The organism is Paracoccus sp. (in: a-proteobacteria), from assembly GCF_032007265.1.
Classification (GTDB): Bacteria; Pseudomonadota; Alphaproteobacteria; order Rhodobacterales; family Rhodobacteraceae; genus Paracoccus.
Window position 1 is genome coordinate 1 of the sequence record NZ_DALZMB010000079.1, and the last position, 19,305, is coordinate 19,305.

Here is a 19,305-nt window from a genome sequence, read left to right on the forward strand (position 1 = left end):
GATTATAGATGACCTCGGCGCCCTCGATCGCGGCGGTCAGACCGCCCTCGGTCACAGCGCCAACATCCATCGCCCCGACGCGAGCTGCGGCAGTGTGCAAGATCAGCAGCTTTGAGTTGGTCTTTTCGGCAAAGGCCATGGCATGGGCCAAAACCGCCTCGCCATCCGCTTCGCGCAGCGCACCCTGCCCCAGAATGACGATCGAGGGGTCAGCCTTGGTTTGCTCATCGACCTCATAGCCCAAAAGCTGAACCAAAGCGTCGCGGTCGGTGCCGATATGGACGTAATCATAGGTCAGATCAGCCGCCTCGCCGACCAGGCCCACCGATGCGCCATTAATCCAGGCTTTGCGAATGCGCGCATTCAGCACGGGGGCTTCGTTGCGGGGATTGGTCCCGATCAGGCAGATATGCTTGGCATGATCAATATCGGCAATATGCGCGGTTCCGGCATAGGCCGAGCGGTTGCCCGCAGGCAGGCGCGCGCCATCGGTGCGGCACTCGACGCTGCCACCCAGCCCCTCAATCAGTTGCTTCAGGCTGAAGGCTGCCTCGACGGGAACCAGATCCCCGATCAGGCCAAGAACCTTCTTGCCCTTCATGGCATGGGCCGCTGCCTCTAGCGCCTCGGGCCAGCTTGCAGGGCGCAGTTTGCCATTCTCACGGATATAGGGCTTATCCAGCCGCTGGCGACGCAGGCCATCCCAGACAAAGCGGGTTTTATCCGAGATCCATTCTTCGTTCACGCCGTCATTGTTACGCGGCAAGATCCGCATGACTTCGCGACCCTTGGTATCGACGCGGATATTGCTGCAAAGCGCATCCATCACATCGATGGATTCGGTCTTGGTCAGCTCCCATGGGCGGGCGGTGAAAGCATAGGGTTTGGACACCAAAGCACCGACGGGGCAAAGATCGATGATATTGCCCTGAAGGTTCGAATCGAGCGTCTCGTTCAGATAGGAGGTGATCTCGCTATCTTCACCGCGCCCGGTCTGGCCCATCTGGGTGATGCCCGCGACTTCGGTGGTGAAACGCACGCAGCGGGTGCAAGAGATGCAGCGCGTCATATGGGTTTCGACCAAGGGGCCAAGGTTCAAATCCTCGGTCGCGCGCTTGGGCTCGCGATAGCGCGAAAAATCGACGCCATAAGCCATGGCCTGATCTTGCAGATCGCATTCGCCGCCCTGATCGCAGATCGGGCAATCAAGCGGGTGGTTGATCAGCAAAAACTCCATCACGCCTTCACGCGCCTTGCGCACCATGGGCGAGTTGGTCTTGACCTCTGACGGGGCGCCATCGGGGCCAGGACGCAAATCCTTGACCTGCATCGCACAAGAAGCCGCCGGTTTCGGCGGGCCGCCCACGACCTCGACCAGGCACATACGGCAGTTGCCAGCGATCGACAAACGCTCGTGATAGCAAAAGCGCGGCACTTCGACGCCGGCCGCTTCGCAGGCCTGAATCAGGGTCATATTGGGATCGACCTCGATGATCTTGTCGTCGATCTTGATCTTGCGAAGTTCGGTCATCTGCCTGTCCTTTGCCTTAGTCCACGCGGACGAAGGAATTGAAATCATAGACGTCCTGGCGGCCCTGGATGCGCAGAACGGTCGTCATCGCGGGCTGGCCGCGTTCGAAGGTGACTGTCGCCTCGGTCGGGGCGCCGGGTGTGAAGGTCGCGTCATTATTCGAGGTCACGCGGTAGCGCGTCCCATCCGGCAGCGCACATTCGATATCCGCGCCCGCAGCATTCCCGGTGACGCGCAGCACGGGCTTTCCAGCCAAATCACGCGAGGACTTGCTGCGCACCCCGTCACCGGTGGCGACGCAAGACAGGTCCGAAGGGGCGAACATGTCGAAATTCAGAATGAATTTCTGCGCGGTCGGGGTGAACGGGCCGGCCTCTGCCCGCCCGTCGGCCATCAGACCGCCCGCAACCCAAGTCAAAGCCGCCAGACTTAGCCCTGCGGCACGGATGAAACGCATCGCCTGCATCATTTCTTCACCAGAAAGGTTGCGATATACGAATTCTGCGCGAATTCCTGTGCGCCGACGGCACAAAAGCTCTCGGGATCGCCTTTCTTGGCACCCTTGCGCTTCAGATAATCCTCGGCGACGGCATAGATGCGCTTCTTCTCTTCCTTGCTGTCCAGAAAGGTGTCGATCTGCGCCTCGGTATAGCCCTGCGCCCGCGCATATTTTTTCAACGCTCGCGCTTGGCCCCAGGCATACATCATGCGCGCGTCATAGGTTTTGCACTCACGACGGATGCGATCAGCAATCCGCGCGGCGATCAGCCGATCATTGATATATTTTTCCTGGCTCAGCGGCCCCAGCGCAAAGGCGGGGGTCGCGGCCACGGCCGTCAGGGTCAATCCGGCGGCAATCAAGGTTTTCAAGACATTCATCGCTTTGGCCTCCTGTGAAGCGGAAAGCGCCGTCATAGCACGAACCCGTTGCATCCGCCCGACACGGAAGAGTGAGCACGACCGCGCAGACTGCAGGGCGCGGGCGATAATGCCCTGCCCCGTCTTGGTGTCATATGCGGTGTGCTTGACCATGTTCAGGCTTACTCCGCCGCCATTGCGCCCATGCGCCCGGTGCGCTTGGCCTTGATGCGATCTTCGATTTCTTCGCGGAAATTGCGGATCAAGCCCTGGATAGGCCAGGCAGCCGCGTCGCCAAGGGCGCAAATGGTATGGCCTTCGACCTGCTTGGTGACGTCGAACAGCATGTCGATTTCCTCGACCTCGGCCTCGCCGCGCACCAAACGGTCCATGACGCGCATCATCCAGCCCGTGCCTTCGCGGCAAGGGGTGCATTGGCCGCAGCTTTCATGTTTGAAAAAGGCTGAAAGGCGCCAGATCGCTTTGATGATGTCGGTGTTTTGATCCATGACGATCATGCAGGCCGTCCCGAACGAGGACCGCAGTTCACGCATGCCGTCATAATCCATGATCGCATTTTCGCACTGCTCTGCCGTCAGGACCGGACAAGAGGCGCCGCCGGGGATAACCGCTTTCAGGTTTTTCCAGCCACCGCGCACACCGCCGCCGTGCTTTTCGATCAGCTCGCGCATCGGGATCGACATGGCCTCTTCGACCACGCAAGGCGTGTTGACGTGACCGGTCATGCCAAACAGCTTGACGCCTGCGTTATTGGGGCGGCCAAAGGATGCGAACCATTCCGGGCCGCGACGCAGGATCGTCGGCACGACCGCAATCGATTCGACGTTGTTCACGGTCGTCGGGCAACCATAAAGCCCCGCCCCGGCCGGGAACGGCGGTTTCATGCGCGGCATGCCTTTTTTGCCCTCGAGGCTTTCCAGCAGCGCGGTTTCCTCGCCGCAGATATAGGCGCCTGCGCCGTGATGCAGGAACAGGTCAAAATCCCAGCCCGAACCGGCGGCATTGCGCCCCAAAAGGCCCGCATCATAGCATTCGTCGATTGCAGCCTGCAGCGCCTCGCGCTCGCGAATGAATTCGCCCCGCAGATAGATATACGAGGTATGTGCCCCCATCGCGAAGCTGGCAATCAAGGCGCCCTCGATCAGCGTATGCGGATCATGGCGCATGATGTCGCGGTCTTTGCAGGTCGCGGGCTCGGATTCGTCGGCGTTGATCACCAGATACGACGGGCGACCGTCGCTTTCTTTGGGCATAAAGGACCATTTCATGCCGGTCGGGAAACCTGCGCCGCCGCGGCCACGCAGCCCCGAGGCCTTCATCTGATCGACGATCTTGTCACGCCCGCGCGAAATGATCTCGGAGGTGCCATCCCAGCAGCCGCGCTTCTTGGCGCCGGCCAGGCTGCGATCACCCATCCCATAAAGGTTCGTAAAGATCCGGTCCTGATCGTTCAACATTTACGTCGTCATCCTTATCGTTGCGTCGACGCATTGCGCCGCCGCCAGATCCGCCAGGTCACCAAAAGCGACCAGATCATTGCCGCCATTGCCGCCAGATCGGCGAGATAGGCATATTTTGCGGGCAGATCAAAACGCCCGCCAATCCATTGAAAGCCCAGCCAGCCCAGCATCGTGACAGCGATCACCACCGCCACAAGACGCATCTGGCCTGCATCCTTTTGCGCGGAATCAGCCATGATTGACCGCCCCGCTGTTCATCAATGCCTGCGCCTGACCGACCCAATCATCCGCCTCGATGCGGCGGCCAAGGCGGCCAAGCTTGGTGGCAAAATCCTGGCGCTCGCCGGCGTCCCAAGCTGCAATCTGCGCAAATTGGGTCACGCCAAGCTGGTGCAGGGCCTCTTCGATCTTGATGCCGATACCGTTGATCACCTTAAGATCATCAGCCGCGCCTGACTTAGCCACAGCCGTCTGCGCCATGGGGGCCTCCTGCAAGGAGGCGGCTTGCGCGGTGATCACAGCGTTGACCGGGGCAGAGCTTGCCGCACGCGCAACCGCGGCCTCGATCAGATCGGTCTCAAGATCAAGTCCGCCCAGATCGGGTGCGTCAGACAGCCAGATCAGCGTCGCCCCAAGCAGGAAAAAGGTAATCAACCCCAGGAATGCCCCACCCAGCCAATGGGTGTCGCCCAGACCCGAAACGAATAGCAAAACCACGAGGCCCGAGATGGCCCCGACAATCCAGCACATTCTGACGCGGTCTGACTGTTGCATCTGTGTGATCGCCTCACCTGCTCTGACAGGGAAACGCTTTCCCCTTAGCTTTCTGTACCATCTTTCGCGGCATCTGACGAAACCTTGGTTTCATTTCCCGCCGCGCCCTTGCCTTTTAGCCACGGTGTCAGCAGCGGAACCTCGGTCCCATCGATGCGCTTGACCGTTTCGCCAAGCGCAACCGCGCGGCTGACGCTGGCATTATATTGATCGCCCGTGCCCTTCAGCCCGGCAAGCGCCGTCGGCCCACCAAGGGGCTCGGAGGCAAAACGTCCATTCTGCGGACCGGGCACCGGAACCTCGCCTGCAGCGAAGGCGTCAATCAGTTCGGACAGCTTTTCGGCGGTCAGATCTTCGTAGAAATCCTTGCCGATCTGCACCATGGGCGCATTCGAACAAGCGCCAAGGCACTCGACCTCTTCCCAGGAAAAACGGCCATCAGCCGAAAGGGTATGAGGCGCGGGGGCAATTTTTTCTTTGCAGATGCGGACCAGATCCTCGGCACCGCAGATCATGCAGGTGGTGGTGCCGCAAATCTGGATATTGGCAACCGAACCAACCGGATAAAGCTGGAACATGAAATAGAAGGTCGCCACTTCCAACGCCCGCATATAGGGCATGCCCAAAAAGGACGCGCAGAATTCAATCGCAGGACGGCTCAGCCAGCCCTCTTGCTCTTGTGCGCGCCACAAAATCGGGATGATCGCCGATTGCTGACGACCCTCGGGATATTTGGTGATCTGGGCCTGAGCCCATTCAAGGTTGGCCGGCGTGAACGCAAAGCTCGCGGGCTGAACGGGTGAAAGACGGCGCAGCATCAGCGGTCAACCTCTCCGAAAACGATATCAAGCGTGGCGATCAATGCCGGCACGTCGGCCAGCATGTGACCTTTGGCGATCCAGTCCATGGATTGCAGATGGGCAAAGCCCGGCGCACGCAATTTGGCGCGATAGGGTTTATTGGTGCCGTCGCTGACAAGATAAACGCCAAACTCGCCCTTGGGGGCCTCGACGGCGGCATAGACCTCGCCGGCGGGAACCTTGAAGCCTTCGGTGTAAAGCTTGAAGTGGTGGATCAGGCTTTCCATGTCGCGCTTCATGTCGGTGCGGCGCGGCGGGGTCAATTTGCCACGCGCCAGCACATCACCCGCAGGTTCGGCGCGCAATTTGGCGCAAGCCTGCTTCATGATCTTCAGCGACTCGCGCATCTCTTGCATGCGAACAAGGAAACGGTCGTAGCAGTCGCCGTTCTTGCCCACCGGGATCTGGAAGTCGAATTCGTCATAGCATTCATAGGGCTGCGCACGGCGCAAATCCCATGCAAGCCCCGAGCCACGCACCATGACGCCGGTATAGCCCCAATCAAGGCAGTCTTGCTCGGTGACGATGCCGATATCGACCTGACGCTGCTTAAAGATCCGGTTCTCGGTCAGCAGCGTATCAAGGTCGTCCACAACCTTCGGGAAGGTTTCGCACCAAGCCTCAATATCATCGATCAGCTGCGGCGGCAGATCCTGATGGACACCACCGGGGCGGAAATAGGCAGCGTGCAGACGCGCACCGCAGGCGCGCTCGTAAAACACCATCAACTGCTCGCGGGCTTCAAAGCCCCACAGCGGCGGCGTCAGCGCACCGATGTCCATTGCGCCGGTGGTCAGGCCCATGAGGTGGTTCAGAATACGGCCGATCTCGCTGTACAGCACGCGGATCAGGCTGGCGCGGCGGGGAATGGTGGTCCCGGTCAGGCGTTCGATCGCCAGACACCAGGCATGTTCCTGATTCATCGGCGCCACGTAATCGAGGCGGTCGAAATAAGGCAGGTTCTGCAGGTAGGTGCGGCTTTCCATCAACTTTTCGGTGCCGCGATGCAGCAGGCCGATATGAGGATCGGCGCGCTCGACGATTTCCCCGTCAAGCTCAAGCACCATGCGCAGCACGCCATGGGCTGCAGGGTGCTGAGGGCCAAAGTTGATGTTGAAATTGCGGATACTTTGTTCGCCGGTCAGGGCGTCCTGCGATCCGTCGTCATAGCTGTTCTTGCGGATATCGCCGTCCATCACGCGTTCCCTTCGCTGGACAAAGAGGCAAATTTCGCCATCACCTCTTCTCCGGTCATCATCACGGTCTGGTTCGCCAGCGCATAATTGGCGGGCTTACAATCCACGAAGATCTGGCTCTCGATCTCGAATGCTTCTGGCGCATCAAAGGCCTGCATCGAAACCATGGTCATTTTTCCGTCGCGCGCGCGCCATGCCAGTGAGCTGCCACAGCTTTTGCAAAACAGCCGCTCACCCCATTCGCTGGACACATAGGTCGACACCGCAGAGCGATCTGAGAATTCAACCGTGTCGCCGCAATCCACGACCATGAACATACCGCCCGAGAATTTGCGGCACATGCCGCAATGGCAGATATGGGCATGCTGCCCTGGAATGGCGGTGAAGGTGGCGGCCCCGCACAAGCATGAACCTGACGCGCGTTCGGCCATTACTTTGCCCCCGGGGCTTTTTCGTCGCCGGGCAGCACGTATTTCGCACCCTCCCAAGGCGAGAGAAAGTCGAACTGGCGGTATTCCTGAACCAGTTTCACGGGCTCATAGACAACGCGCTTTTCCACGTCATTCCAACGCACTTCGACATAGCCGGTGGTCGGAAAATCCTTGCGCAAAGGATGGCCGCGAAAGCCGTAATCGGTCAAAATGCGGCGCAGGTCGGGATGGCCCGAGAACAAGATCCCGAACATGTCGAAAATCTCGCGCTCGTACCAGTTTGCCCCGGCGAAAACGCCGATCAGGCTTGGCACCAACTCGTCGTCGCGAACCGCGACTTTGACGCGAATGCGCTGGTTTTGATACATCGACAGTAGGTGGTAAACCACGTCAAAGCGTGCCGGGCGCGCCGGATGATCCACCGCAGTAATGTCGATCAGCGTCGAAAAACGGCAGGTCGGATCGCTGCGCAAAAAGTCGATCAGCTCGACAATGCCAGACAGGGTCGCAGTGATCGACAGCTCGCCAAAGGCAATCTCGGTCGAGATCACCTCGTTCGAGCGGCGCGTCGAAATATGTTCAGCAAGGCTTTCCAGCAGTTCTGGATCGATCATGGCCATGACTTACCTCACCAACGTGCCGGTGCGACGGATCCGGCGCTGAAGTTGCAAAATGCCATAAAGCAGCGCTTCGGCGGTCGGAGGGCAACCTGGCACATAAATATCGACCGGCACGATGCGATCGCAGCCACGCACAACTGAATAGGAGTAATGGTAATAGCCACCGCCATTGGCGCAGCTTCCCATCGAGATGACATAGCGCGGCTCGGGCATCTGGTCGTAGACCTTGCGCAAAGCCGGCGCCATTTTATTGGTCAGCGTGCCGGCGACGATCATCACGTCGGACTGGCGCGGCGAGGCGCGCGGCGCGGCACCAAAGCGTTCCAGGTCATAGCGCGGCATCGAGGTTTGCATCATCTCGACCGCACAGCAGGCCAGACCGAAGGTCATCCAGTGCAGCGAACCATTGCGTGCCCAGGTGATCAGATCTTCGGCCGTGGTCAGCAGGAAGCCTTTATCCTGCAATTCGCGGTTCAGCTCGGCCGTGGCGACCTCGCGGTCGGCCCCGGCGGTATTTGCCCCGGTCATCACGCCCATTCCAGCGCCCCTTTCTTCCATTCATAGGCAAAGCCTATGGTCAGCACGCCCAGGAACACCATCATCGACCAGAACGCGACCTCGGTCAGGCCACCAAAGCTGACGGCCCAAGGGAAAAGGAAAGCGACCTCGAGGTCGAAAATGATGAACAGGATCGAGACAAGGTAGAAGCGCACATCGAACTTCATCCGCGCATCGTCGAAAGCATTGAAGCCGCATTCGTAAGCGCTGACCTTTTCCGGGTCAGGGTTACGCACAGCAATCACGACTGCCGCCAGCATCAGAACGATTGCAAGCGCCGAAGCCATTGCAAGAAAGACGAGGATCGGCAGATATTCGTGTAGCAGGTAATCCACGGAGTAAGGCTCCCTCTCGCGCGCAGGAACCCGTGTGGCGTCCCCGCGATGGGTTTGGCTTCCGTCCGTTTATCCGCGAGAGCAGGCGGGGTCAACGGGCGTGCGGCATGTCGCCGCAGTCGCCAGCTGACTCTCTCAGCGAAAATCGTGTTTTAAAAACAAATATTTGCGCCAAGATGAGGCATTGCCACCACAGGGTCAGCTTTATTTATCGCGCAGCCTATGCGGCAAGCCTTGGATCAGCCCCAAATCCCGCGGCCTTTGCAAAGATTCGCACCTGATCTTTTCAGCACAAACTGACGGCGCGCCAAGCTTGCGATCAGCGGCGGCGGTCGATCTGGCCCAGATGGGTTTGGCTAAAGCCCTCGGGCCGTTTCAGGCCAAAGCCAATGGCACGGTCAATGCCGACATGGGCCAGCCATAAAAGCCCCAGAGTGATCAAATCGACTTGGCCCACGAGCATCCCCAGCAACACCAGAACAAGTCCCGATGCGTAAAGGTGAAACAGGTTATAGACAAAAGCGCCGCGAACAGGCCCGGCCAGATAGCCCGCCATCGACAGGTCGGGCAGCAAAAGCACGACCAGCCACAGCCACCACGACCATCCCGCCCCCGCCATCACCGAAATGATCAGCGCAATCGCGGCAATGATCGCGCCCTCGATCCTTTGCCAGTTCTCGGTGCTCATGGTGCCCCTACTCTGCAGCGCTGCGCTTGGCGCGCGCCAGCAATGGGCCAAGATAGCGTCCGGTATGGCTGTCGGCATTGGCCGCAACCTCTTCGGGGGTGCCAAGCGCCACGATCCGCCCACCGCCATCGCCGCCTTCGGGGCCAATATCGATCAGCCAATCAGCGGTTTTGATCACATCAAGATTATGCTCGATGACAACGACCGTATTGCCCTGATCGACCAAGGAATGAAGCACTTCCAAAAGCTTGCGCACATCCTCGAAATGCAGACCAGTGGTCGGTTCATCCAGAATGTAAAGCGTGCGGCCAGTCGATTGGCGCGACAATTCCTTGGCCAGTTTGACCCGCTGCGCCTCGCCCCCTGACAGGGTGGTCGCTTGCTGGCCGACTTTGACATAGCCCAGACCGACCTCGACCAAAGCATCCATCTTGTTTCGGATCGAGGGAACGGCCTTGAAGAACTCTTGCGCCTCTTCGACGGTCATATCCAGCACATCGGCAATCGACTTGCCTTTGAACTGTACCTCAAGAGTTTCACGATTATAGCGCTTACCCTGGCAGGTCTCGCAGGTGACATAGACATCGGGCAGAAAGTGCATCTCGATCTTGATGACGCCATCACCCTGACATGCCTCGCAACGCCCACCCTTGATATTGAAGCTGAACCGCCCCGGCTTATAGCCGCGCGCCTTTGCCTCGGGCAGGCCCGCGAACCAGTCGCGGATCGGCGTAAAGGCCCCGGTATAGGTCGCGGGGTTCGATCGGGGCGTGCGCCCGATGGGGCGCTGGTCGATGTCGATGACTTTGTCGAGATGCTCAAGCCCCTTGATCGTCTCGCAGGGGGCAGGTGTCTGATGCGCGCCGTTCAACCGCATCGAGGCGGTTTTGAACAAAGTCTCGATCGTCAGGGTGGATTTCCCCCCCCCCGAGACCCCGGTGACACATACGAATTTGGCCAAAGGAAATTCGGCCGTCACATTCTTAAGGTTGTTGCCGGTTGCACCGATCACGGTCAGCTTCTTGCCATTACCCAGACGGCGATGCGCCGCGACCGGGATTTCGCGCATCCCCGACAGATATTGGCCGGTCAGGCTTTTGGGGTTGGCCGCAATTTCGGCGGGCGTGCCCTTGGCGATAATCTCGCCACCATGCACCCCGGCACCTGGGCCAATATCAAAGACATAATCGGCGTGGCGGATCGCATCCTCGTCATGCTCGACCACCAGAACCGAGTTCCCCTGATCGCGCAGGTTCATTAGCGTTTGCAGCAGCCGGTCATTATCGCGCTGATGCAACCCGATCGAGGGCTCGTCCAGCACGTAAAGCACCCCCGTCAGCCCCGAGCCGATCTGGCTGGCCAGACGGATACGCTGGCTTTCGCCGCCCGAAAGCGTTCCTGCCGCGCGTGACAGCGTCAGGTAATCAAGGCCCACGTTAACCAGGAATCCCAGCCGCTCGCGGATTTCCTTAAAGATGGCGGTGCCGATCTCGGATTTCTGCTTGGACAGGGTGCCAGGGGCCGCATTGATCCAATCCAACGCCTCGCGGATCGACAGCTGCGTGACCTCGCCAATATGGTTGCCCGCGATCTTGACGGCCAATGCCTCGGGCTTAAGGCGATAGCCGTGACAGGCGCCGCAGGGACGATTGTTTTGATAACGCTCGAATTCTTCGCGAACAAAGGCACTGTCGCTTTCGCGCAGGCGTCGCTCCATATTGGGGATCACGCCCTCGAAACTGCGCGCGATTTCATAGATCCGCCCGGCATCATCAAAGCGGAATTTGACCTCTTCCCCGTCTGAGCCATAAAGAAACATCTTCTGGACGTTTTCAGGCAGATCTTTCCAGGGCGTCTTTTTGTCAAAGTCGTAATGTTTGGCCAAAGCATTGACGGTTTGGGTCAGATAGGCCGATTTCGACTTGGCCCATGACGCAATCGCCCCCTGTGCCACCGACAATCCCTGATCGGGAACGACCAGCCTTTCGTCGAAAAACAGCTCCATCCCCAGACCGTCGCAGACCGGGCAGGCCCCGAAAGGCGCGTTGAAACTGAAAAGGCGCGGCTCGATTTCAGGAATGGTGAACCCCGAGACCGGGCAGGCAAAGTTTTCGCTGAAGGTGATACGCTCGCCCTCACCCTCCGAAGGCGCGGTTTCGAGGATGGCGATGCCATCTGCGAGATCCAGCGCTGTGCGGAAACTGTCGGCAAGGCGCGTTTCCATGCCTTCGCGCACGACGATACGGTCAACGACAACATCGATGTCATGGCGGAATTTCTTATCAAGAACCGGCGGCTCATCCAGCTCGTAAAAGGCCCCATCGACCTTGACGCGCTGAAAGCCCTGTTTGCGCAGCTCTAGGAATTCTTTCTTATATTCGCCTTTGCGATCGCGAACGATCGGCGCCAACAGATAGCCTCGCGTCCCCTCGGGCATGGCCATGATCGAATCGACCATGTCTTGCACCTGCTGCGCCTCGATGGGCAGGCCGGTTGCGGGCGAGTAAGGCGTACCGGCGCGTGCAAACAGCAAGCGAAGGTAATCATAGATCTCGGTGACGGTCCCCACGGTCGAGCGCGGGTTCTTGGAGGTCGTCTTTTGCTCGATCGAGATCGCAGGTGACAGCCCCGAAATCCGGTCGACATCGGGCTTTCCCGCCATATCCAGAAACTGGCGCGCATAGGCCGACAGGCTTTCGACGTAGCGGCGCTGCCCCTCGGCATAGATCGTGTCGAACGCCAACGAGGACTTTCCAGAGCCCGAAAGGCCGGTGATCACCACCAGCTTATCGCGCGGAATGTCGAGATCCACGTTCTTCAGATTATGCTCGCGCGCACCGCGCACCTCGATGAACTTCTGTTCCATCGTCAGATCCCGTTTCCGCCAAGCGCATGAGATAGGCAGTGATTGCAAAAACGCAACCTTAAAATGAGAACATCGCGCGAACATTCCTGCCTATTCGTCGATTTACCACCTTTGTAGAACGCCGGAACCAAGAACATTGCGGCACGTTGGGCACGACGAAAGCGAACCGGAACACGCGCGGAGAAACATCATGCCAGAAAAGCATTATTCAGGGGGCTGCCAATGCGGCGCAGTCACCTATGAGGTGGAAGCGGATTTGGATCAGACCTTCACCTGTAACTGCTCTCGCTGCCAGCGAATTGGGGCGGTGCTGACCTTTGTCCCCACCGATCAGTTTCGCTTGGTCAACAACGGCCCGGTGACGGAATATCTGTTTCACAAGATGATCGTCCACCATCGCTTTTGTCCGACCTGTGGGGTCGAATCCTATGCACTTGGGAAAGGTCCGGATGGAATGGATATGGTGGCAGTCAATGTGAACTGCCTGGAAAACGTCAATCCCCGCGCGCTGAAAAGTCACCACATCAACGGCGCAGAAAGCTAAGGGCCAAGACGCACAGCGGCGCTGGCCCCTCACCTGATCAGCCGCCCGTATGGCTCATGTGACGTGTCATCTGGCCGTGAACACCACGGCTATAATCAAAATCATGGCCCTTTGGCTTGCGGGTGATCGCCTCGCGGATGGTCTGGCGCAAGGCGTCATCATCTTGCGAGGCACGCAGCGGCGCGCGCAGATCGGCCTGATCTTCCTGACCAAGACACATGAACAGCTCGCCCGTGCAGGTCAGTCGCACGCGGTTGCAGCTTTCGCAGAAATTATGCGTCAAAGGCGTGATGAAGCCCAGCTTTTGCCCGGTTTGCTCGATCCGGAAGTAACGCGCCGGCCCCCCCGTCCGCTCGGTCAAGGGCGTAAGGCTGAAGCGTTCCGACAGGCGCTGGCGCAAATCCGACAATGGCCAATATTGGTCCAGCCGATCCTCGCCGCCGATATCGCCCATGGGCATGACCTCGATAAACGTCAGATCGTGATCATTCTGGGCGCACCATTCAAGCAGCGGAAACAGTTGAGCTTCGTTGAAGCCCTTTAGCGCGACGGTATTGATCTTGACGCGCAGCCCTGCTGCCTTGGCGGCCTTGATCCCCTCAAGAACCTGAGGCAACCGCCCCCAGCGGGTAATGGCTGCGAAATCGTCATGGTCCAACGTATCAAGCGAGACATTGATGCGGCGCACCCCGCAATCCGCCAATTCCTGCGCATAACGCGCCAGCTGGCTGCCATTGGTGGTCAGGGTCAGCTCATCCAGCCCATTGCCCAGATGACGCGACATCGCACGGAAAAAGCTCATGATATTGCGCCGCACCAAGGGCTCGCCGCCGGTAATGCGCAATTTACGCACCCCCAGCCCGACAAAGGCCGAGCAAAGCCGATCCAGCTCTTCCAGGGTCAGCAGATCCGCCTTTGGCAGAAACTGCATATGTTCCGCCATGCAATAGGTGCAGCGAAAGTCACAGCGATCCGTCACCGACACCCGCAAATAGGTAATCGGACGGGCAAATGGGTCGATGAGCGGCATATGTTCCATGCCCCATAGATAAGCGGCGGCAAAGAACCGCACAAGGTAAGCTCTTATCAACCAAAAGCCCCAGCTTCGATGGACAGGCATCATTCGCGCCGTTAGCTTTTCCTGACAGCAATCTTAAAAGGGTGAGACAATGCCAAAGAGCATGCGACGGGTTTTGTTGCTGCCATTGATCCTGCTTGCGGCCTGCGCGCAAACGACAGAGTTGATGACAGGCAGCAAACCCACGACGGCAAGCCAGGATGCCACCTCGCAGGGTGCTGAGACCAGCATGGCTGCAGGTGCAGGTGCGGCGGCGATCAAGGCACCCGTGCCGCGCGGCAATGCCAAGACGGCTGCAGAGTTCAACACCACCACCACTGCCCAAAAGGCCGAAGCAGCCAAGGCGCCCAGCACGGCCGAAGCGAAACTTGGCTCGACCGTGGCCTCGCTGGGGGATCCGACCTTGCCGGGCTTTTGGATCAAGACGCCGCTGGTAAAAACGGCAGCAGAGGGGCGTATCGTCAATCCCGCAAACGGCAAATCGGCCAAGGTGCAGCTTCAGCCACTTGCTGGCCCCGCCAGCGGCGGCAGTCAGGTATCCCTGCCCGCCCTGCAACTGATTGGTGTCAGCCTGACCGATCTGCCCACGATCGAAGTCTATAAAAACTAAGGCCAAACTGGTTCAGGCCAATGCGGATTGGGTCAGTCGAGCCTACACCAGTTACGATGAGGCAGGTCGCCCTTGGACAGGTCGCGCTTTCGACTCGCCACGCCTAAGACCGCATTGTGCCAAGATCTGTCCAAATAAAAAAGGCGACCCTATGGCCGCCTTTTTTGTCGCGCGGATCACTCGGATCGCGCGAAGGGGCAGGTCCGCCCCCTATTCAACCGTTACCGATTTCGCCAAATTGCGGGGCTGATCCACATCCGTGCCCTTAGCAACTGCCGTAAAATAGGCCAGATATTGCATGGGAACGGCATAAAGGATCGGCGCAAAAATACCGCCATCCGCTGGCATGGTCAGCGTGGCATGACAGCCCTCGCCCGCGGCGGCCACGCCCTGCGCATCGGAAATCAACAGCACCTTGCCGTGACGCGCCATGACCTCTTGCATATTCGAGACGGTCTTGTCGAAAAGCGCATCGCGCGGGGCAAGCACGACAACCGGGACATTTTGATCGATCAATGCGATCGGCCCATGTTTCAATTCGCCAGATGCATAGCCCTCGGCGTGGATATAGCTTAGCTCTTTCAGCTTCAGCGCCCCCTCTAGCGCAACGGGGTACAGCGCCCCGCGGCCCAGATAAAGCACGTCCTGCGCTTCGGCCAACCAAGAGGCCAGCCCCTTGCAATCCGAGCCAAGCCCAAGCACCTGGTTCAGCAGACCCGGCAAAAGCCGCAGCTCGGCAATCAATGCCGCGCGCTCTTGGTCATTGATGCGCCCGCGATCATGGGCAGCCTTGACCGCAAGCACGGCCAGAACCGCCAGCTGACAGGTGAAGGCCTTGGAGGAGGCGACGCCCACCTCGATCCCCGCAAGCGTGGGCAAGGCCACATCGGATTCGCGCGCAATCGCCGAGGTGCCGACATTCACCACCCCGATGATCTTGGCGACCTTATCCTTGACGTAATGCAGCGCCGCCAAAGTATCGGCTGTTTCACCAGACTGGCTAACGAAAATCGCCCAGCTTTGCGGCGAAACCGGCGGCTCGCGATAGCGGAACTCGCTTGCAACATCGATGTCACAGGCCAACCCTGCCAGCCGCTCGAACCAATATTTCGCAACATGCGCGGCGTAATAGGCCGTGCCACAGCCCACCAATGTCAGCCGGTCCACCTGCGAGAAGTCCATCCCCTCGGGCAGGACAATGCGTTCGCCATTCAGGTAATGGTTCAACGCATCGCCCAGAACCACTGGCTGTTCGGCGATTTCCTTGGCCATGAAATGGCGATGACCGCCCTTGTCGATCGCCGTCGATCCAACATCGATCACGGAAAGGTCGCGGTTCACGCGGCGGCCTGCAAGATCCTCGATGACAACGCCCGAGCGCGTCAGAACAGCAAAGTCGCCATCCTCGAGATAGGTGATGCGGTCGGTAAAGGGCGCAAGCGCAACCGCATCCGAACCAAGATACATCTCGCCATCACCATGCCCGATCGCAAGGGGGCTGCCTTTGCGCGCGGCCACCATCAGATCGGCCTCGCCGTCAAAGACAAAGGCTAGGGCGAAGGCACCATGCAAACGGGCCACAGTGGCGCGAGCCGCCTCGACCGGGCTCATCCCCTCTGCCATGTGGCGCGCAGTCAAAAGCGCGACAACTTCGGTATCGGTCTCGGATTCCGGGGCAAGCCCCGCGGCAATCACCTCGGCGCGCAGATCGCGAAAATTCTCGATGATGCCGTTGTGAACGACGGCAACCGGGCCGCGGCGATGGGGATGGGCATTGGCCTCGGTGGCGGCGCCATGGGTGGCCCAGCGCGTATGACCAATGCCGATATGACCCTGTAGAGGTTGATGAACCAAGCGGTCGGACAGGTTGACCAGCTTGCCAACCGCGCGACGGCGATCCAGATTGCCCGCTGCGTCGACGCTGGCCACACCCGCAGAATCATAGCCGCGATATTCCAGACGCTTCAGCGCCTCGACCAATTGCGGCGAGACCTCGTGTTTACCAAGAATTCCGATAATGCCGCACATCAGCGATTGTCCTTCCGGGCGCGAAGCGCCTCCATCATCCGGGTGGCTAGCCCCGGCTTCACCACCTGCGCCGCGCGCGCAATCGCCAAGGCATCATCCGCAACATCTTGCGTGATCACCGAGCCCGAGCCCGTCATGGCCCGCGCCCCGATCCGGACCGGAGCAACCAGCATCGTATCCGAACCGATAAAGGCATTGGCACCGATCACCGTGCGATGCTTGGAGACACCATCATAGTTGCAGGTGACGGTCCCTGCGCCAATATTGGTCGCCTCGCCGATTTCCGCATCACCAAGGTAAGTCAGATGACCGACCTTGACCCCCTCGTGCAATTGGCTGTTCTTGATCTCGACGAAATTGCCGACATGAACATCGCCGCCCAGCTCTGCGCCCGGACGCAGCCGCGCAAATGGGCCTACCGTCGCCCCCGAGCTGACGTGGCAGCCCTCGAGATGACAAAACGGCAAGATTTCAGCACCGCTTTCGATGGTCACACCAGGACCAAAGACGACGTTCTGGCCAATGATTGCGTCGCGACCAATCCAGGTATCAAGCGCAAACCAAACCGTTGATGCGTCGCTTAGCGTCACGCCATTCTCAAGTGCCTCGGCACGCGCGCGCTGCTGAAAGGCAGCCTCGGCTGCGGCCAGTTCAGCCCGCGTGTTGATGCCCAGTGTCTCGGCCTCGTCGCAAGTCACAACATCGGCCGAATGGCCCGCCGCCCGAGCGAGCGCGACCACATCCGTGAGATAATACTCACCCGAGGCATTGTCGTTGCCCAATTGGCCGATCAGATCACGCAAAAGGCCTGCATCGGCAGATAGAACCCCGGAATTGCACAGCCGAATGGCGCGGGTGGCAGCATCGGCATCCTTGAACTCAACGATCCGCTCCAGCCCCTGCTCGCCTGTGACAAGGCGGCCATAGCGGCCGGGATCTGCTGCCTCAAAGCCCAAAACCGTGACATCGGCGTTATGACCAGCCAGCGCCTGCAGGGTGTCAGCGCTGATGAATGGCGTATCTCCATAAAGCACGATGACCTTGCCCTCGAAGCCCGCAAGGGCGGGCAAAGCCTGTGCAACGGCATGACCGGTGCCCAATTGCTCGGGTTGAAGGGCGATCTTGGCATCTGGCTCGATCTTGGCGACGGCTTTGCGGACAAGTTCGGCTCCATGGCCCGCCACCACGACGATCTCTTGTGGATCAAGGCTGCGCCCCGCTGACAAAGCATGTGCCACCAGCGGCACCCCTGCCAGGCGATGCAGAACCTTCGGCAGATCGGATTGCATTCGGCTTCCCTGGCCAGCAGCCAAAACGATCAATGCAAGCGGAGTTTCTGTCATCGGTGCCTCGAAGTTTATTGTTCATTTATTCTGGCGTTCGTTCTACCGATATGGCGCGGCGGGGCCAAGCGGGTCGCGTTCACACTTTTAAACGGAAGGTTACAACCATGGCAGGCACAGTCGTCTTTGATCTGGACGGAACATTGGCAGATACCTCTGCCGATCTGATCGCTGCGGCGAATGCCTGCTTTATCGATCGCGGCATGGGGCAGCAGCTAGACCCGATTAACGATGCTTTGATCGCCTTTCAGGGGGGGCGTGCGATGCTGCGTGCCGGTTACGCCCGCCTGCCCGCCGATATGCTGCTTCCGCCCGGCGCAGAAGACGCGGACTACCCACGCCTTCTGGATCATTATGCCCAAAACATCGCCCAGCATACCCGCCTTTATCCCGGTGTCGTCGCCGCGCTGGATGCCCTGTCGGAAATGGGCCACGCACTGGCAGTCTGCACCAACAAACCCGCCGCACTGGCAGAAAGCCTTTTGCGCGAACTGGGCGTTCGTGACAGGTTTGCCGCGATGATCGGTGCCGACACCTTACCGGTGCGCAAACCCGATCCCCGCCCCTATTTCGCCGCCGTGGCCGAGGCCAAAGGCGATGTAACGAAATCATTCCTTGTCGGCGACACCGACACAGACCGCCGCACCGCAACCGCAGCCGGAGTAAAGATCGCACTGGTCGCCTTTGGTCCAGAAGGTGAGGGCCTGTCCAGGCTTAACCCCGATGCGATGCTGCAGTCATTCGACGCCCTTCCCGCCCTGGCTGAAACCTGGTTGGGCTGAGCAAGGCCGGGGCTTTGCCCCGGACCCCAAGGTATTTTCTTCAGAACGAATGAGCTGAAGGCTTTCTTAAACTTTTGAAGCCATAGTCAGACCTGCGGTACAGGCAGAGGTGCCGATGACCGCTCAGAGCGAAATGTCCCGGTTCATTGATGCCTATGGCCGAACCGGGACAAGCTTAATGGATCATCTGCTCACTCACTCTGATAAAAATACCTCGGGGTGAGCCCCGCAGGGGCGAGGGGCAGCGCCCCTCGATGATGCAGACCTTACTCGGCCTGGCTTGCAGGCTTGGCGTTGAGCAGGCCGTATTGCTGTGCACCAAGCGATTCATAAAGATCCAACTGGGTTTCAAGAAAGTCGATGTGACCTTCTTCATCCGCGATCAGATCTTCGAACAGTGCTTTGGACACATAATCGCCGACTTTTTCACAATGCTCACGCGCTTCGATATAAAGCGTGCGGGCGTCATGCTCGGCTGCCAGATCTGCTTCGAGCGTCTCTTTCAGGTTTTGACCGATGCGCAAAGAATCAAGTTTTTGCAGATTCGGATGCCCTTCGAGGAAGATGATACGCTGGATCAGGCGGTCCGCATGTTGCATTTCTTCGATCGATTCGGCGCGGGATTTATCCGCGATATGACCGAAGCCCCAATCTTCCTGCATACGGTAATGCAGCCAGTACTGGCTGACCGCCGTCAGCTCAGACCGCAGTGCGGCGTTGAG

21 protein-coding genes are annotated in these 19,305 nt (G+C 59.3%); 3 read left to right on the forward strand and 18 right to left on the reverse strand.

Annotation, left to right across the window (positions count from 1 at the left end; translation table 11 throughout):
- The 14 genes from nuoG to uvrA all read right to left on the reverse strand — a co-directional run.
- Positions 1-1,531, reverse strand: a 1,531-nt coding sequence (nuoG, locus tag RTS12_RS15055; protein WP_312529966.1) for an NADH-quinone oxidoreductase subunit NuoG, incomplete at its 3' end; no start/stop codon positions are given.
- A gap of 16 nt (positions 1,532-1,547) precedes the next feature.
- Complete coding sequence (locus RTS12_RS15060) at positions 1,548-1,988, reverse strand: hypothetical protein (protein WP_312529968.1); 441 nt, start codon at positions 1,986-1,988, stop codon at positions 1,548-1,550.
- A gap of 8 nt (positions 1,989-1,996) precedes the next feature.
- The gene (locus RTS12_RS15065; RefSeq protein WP_312529970.1) at positions 1,997-2,410 is read right to left on the reverse strand and encodes a DUF5333 domain-containing protein; all 414 of its coding nucleotides are present in this window, start codon (positions 2,408-2,410) and stop codon (positions 1,997-1,999) included.
- Between the two features lie 161 nt (positions 2,411-2,571).
- A complete protein-coding gene (nuoF, locus tag RTS12_RS15070; RefSeq protein ID WP_312529972.1) occupies positions 2,572-3,867 on the reverse strand; it encodes an NADH-quinone oxidoreductase subunit NuoF in 1,296 nt (431 codons plus the stop codon).
- Between the two features lie 14 nt (positions 3,868-3,881).
- Positions 3,882-4,106 (reverse strand): DUF5337 domain-containing protein, encoded by a 225-nt coding sequence (locus tag RTS12_RS15075; RefSeq protein WP_312529974.1) that lies wholly within the window; start codon positions 4,104-4,106, stop codon positions 3,882-3,884.
- Entirely contained in the window at positions 4,099-4,644 is a 546-nt protein-coding gene (locus tag RTS12_RS15080; protein WP_312529976.1) for a hypothetical protein, read from the reverse strand. The genes RTS12_RS15075 and RTS12_RS15080 overlap by 8 nt, the downstream gene beginning before the upstream one ends.
- Positions 4,645-4,688: 44 nt before the next feature.
- Entirely contained in the window at positions 4,689-5,462 is a 774-nt protein-coding gene (gene nuoE / locus RTS12_RS15085) for an NADH-quinone oxidoreductase subunit NuoE (RefSeq protein ID WP_409455692.1), read from the reverse strand.
- On the reverse strand, positions 5,462-6,700 hold the full coding sequence (locus RTS12_RS15090; protein ID WP_312529978.1) for an NADH-quinone oxidoreductase subunit D: 1,239 nt from the start codon (positions 6,698-6,700) through the stop codon (positions 5,462-5,464). Before RTS12_RS15090 ends, nuoE begins: the two co-directional genes overlap by 1 nt.
- The gene (locus RTS12_RS15095; RefSeq protein ID WP_312529980.1) at positions 6,700-7,131 is read right to left on the reverse strand and encodes a GFA family protein; all 432 of its coding nucleotides are present in this window, start codon (positions 7,129-7,131) and stop codon (positions 6,700-6,702) included. The genes RTS12_RS15090 and RTS12_RS15095 overlap by 1 nt, the downstream gene beginning before the upstream one ends.
- On the reverse strand, positions 7,131-7,745 hold the full coding sequence (locus RTS12_RS15100) for an NADH-quinone oxidoreductase subunit C (protein WP_312530005.1): 615 nt from the start codon (positions 7,743-7,745) through the stop codon (positions 7,131-7,133). The genes RTS12_RS15095 and RTS12_RS15100 overlap by 1 nt, the downstream gene beginning before the upstream one ends.
- 9 nt (positions 7,746-7,754) lie before the next feature.
- Positions 7,755-8,288 (reverse strand): NuoB/complex I 20 kDa subunit family protein, encoded by a 534-nt coding sequence (locus RTS12_RS15105; RefSeq protein WP_020951218.1) that lies wholly within the window; start codon positions 8,286-8,288, stop codon positions 7,755-7,757.
- Positions 8,279-8,644 (reverse strand): NADH-quinone oxidoreductase subunit A, encoded by a 366-nt coding sequence (locus RTS12_RS15110; RefSeq protein WP_312529988.1) that lies wholly within the window; start codon positions 8,642-8,644, stop codon positions 8,279-8,281. Before RTS12_RS15110 ends, RTS12_RS15105 begins: the two co-directional genes overlap by 10 nt.
- Before the next feature lie 319 nt (positions 8,645-8,963).
- Complete coding sequence (locus RTS12_RS15115; protein WP_312529990.1) at positions 8,964-9,332, reverse strand: DUF4260 family protein; 369 nt, start codon at positions 9,330-9,332, stop codon at positions 8,964-8,966.
- A gap of 7 nt (positions 9,333-9,339) precedes the next feature.
- Entirely contained in the window at positions 9,340-12,198 is a 2,859-nt protein-coding gene (gene uvrA, locus RTS12_RS15120) for an excinuclease ABC subunit UvrA (protein WP_312529992.1), read from the reverse strand.
- A 190-nt stretch (positions 12,199-12,388) separates the two neighbouring features.
- Here uvrA and RTS12_RS15125 point away from each other — a divergent pair, with 190 nt between their 5' ends.
- On the forward strand, positions 12,389-12,742 hold the full coding sequence (locus RTS12_RS15125; RefSeq protein ID WP_312529994.1) for a GFA family protein: 354 nt from the start codon (positions 12,389-12,391) through the stop codon (positions 12,740-12,742).
- Positions 12,743-12,779: 37 nt separating this feature from the next.
- On the opposite strand, the gene moaA is transcribed toward RTS12_RS15125, so the two are convergent.
- Positions 12,780-13,781: a GTP 3',8-cyclase MoaA gene (moaA, locus tag RTS12_RS15130; RefSeq protein ID WP_312530007.1), complete on the reverse strand. Its 1,002-nt coding sequence runs from the start codon at positions 13,779-13,781 to the stop codon at positions 12,780-12,782.
- 130 nt (positions 13,782-13,911) lie between these two features.
- On the opposite strand from moaA, the gene RTS12_RS15135 reads away from it, so the two are divergent.
- Entirely contained in the window at positions 13,912-14,430 is a 519-nt protein-coding gene (locus RTS12_RS15135; RefSeq protein WP_312529996.1) for a hypothetical protein, read from the forward strand.
- A 210-nt stretch (positions 14,431-14,640) separates the two neighbouring features.
- Here RTS12_RS15135 and glmS read toward each other — a convergent pair whose 3' ends face one another.
- Both glmS and glmU read right to left on the reverse strand, forming a co-directional pair.
- Entirely contained in the window at positions 14,641-16,458 is a 1,818-nt protein-coding gene (gene glmS, locus RTS12_RS15140) for a glutamine--fructose-6-phosphate transaminase (isomerizing) (protein WP_312529997.1), read from the reverse strand.
- Positions 16,458-17,801: a bifunctional UDP-N-acetylglucosamine diphosphorylase/glucosamine-1-phosphate N-acetyltransferase GlmU gene (gene glmU, locus RTS12_RS15145; RefSeq protein ID WP_312529999.1), complete on the reverse strand. Its 1,344-nt coding sequence runs from the start codon at positions 17,799-17,801 to the stop codon at positions 16,458-16,460. Before glmU ends, glmS begins: the two co-directional genes overlap by 1 nt.
- A gap of 107 nt (positions 17,802-17,908) precedes the next feature.
- Here glmU and RTS12_RS15150 point away from each other — a divergent pair, with 107 nt between their 5' ends.
- On the forward strand, positions 17,909-18,583 hold the full coding sequence (locus RTS12_RS15150; protein WP_312530001.1) for an HAD hydrolase-like protein: 675 nt from the start codon (positions 17,909-17,911) through the stop codon (positions 18,581-18,583).
- Positions 18,584-18,849: 266 nt separating this feature from the next.
- On the opposite strand, the gene bfr is transcribed toward RTS12_RS15150, so the two are convergent.
- Positions 18,850-19,305 (reverse strand): bacterioferritin (bfr, locus tag RTS12_RS15155; RefSeq protein ID WP_312530003.1); only part of this gene is annotated, 456 nt, incomplete at its 5' end.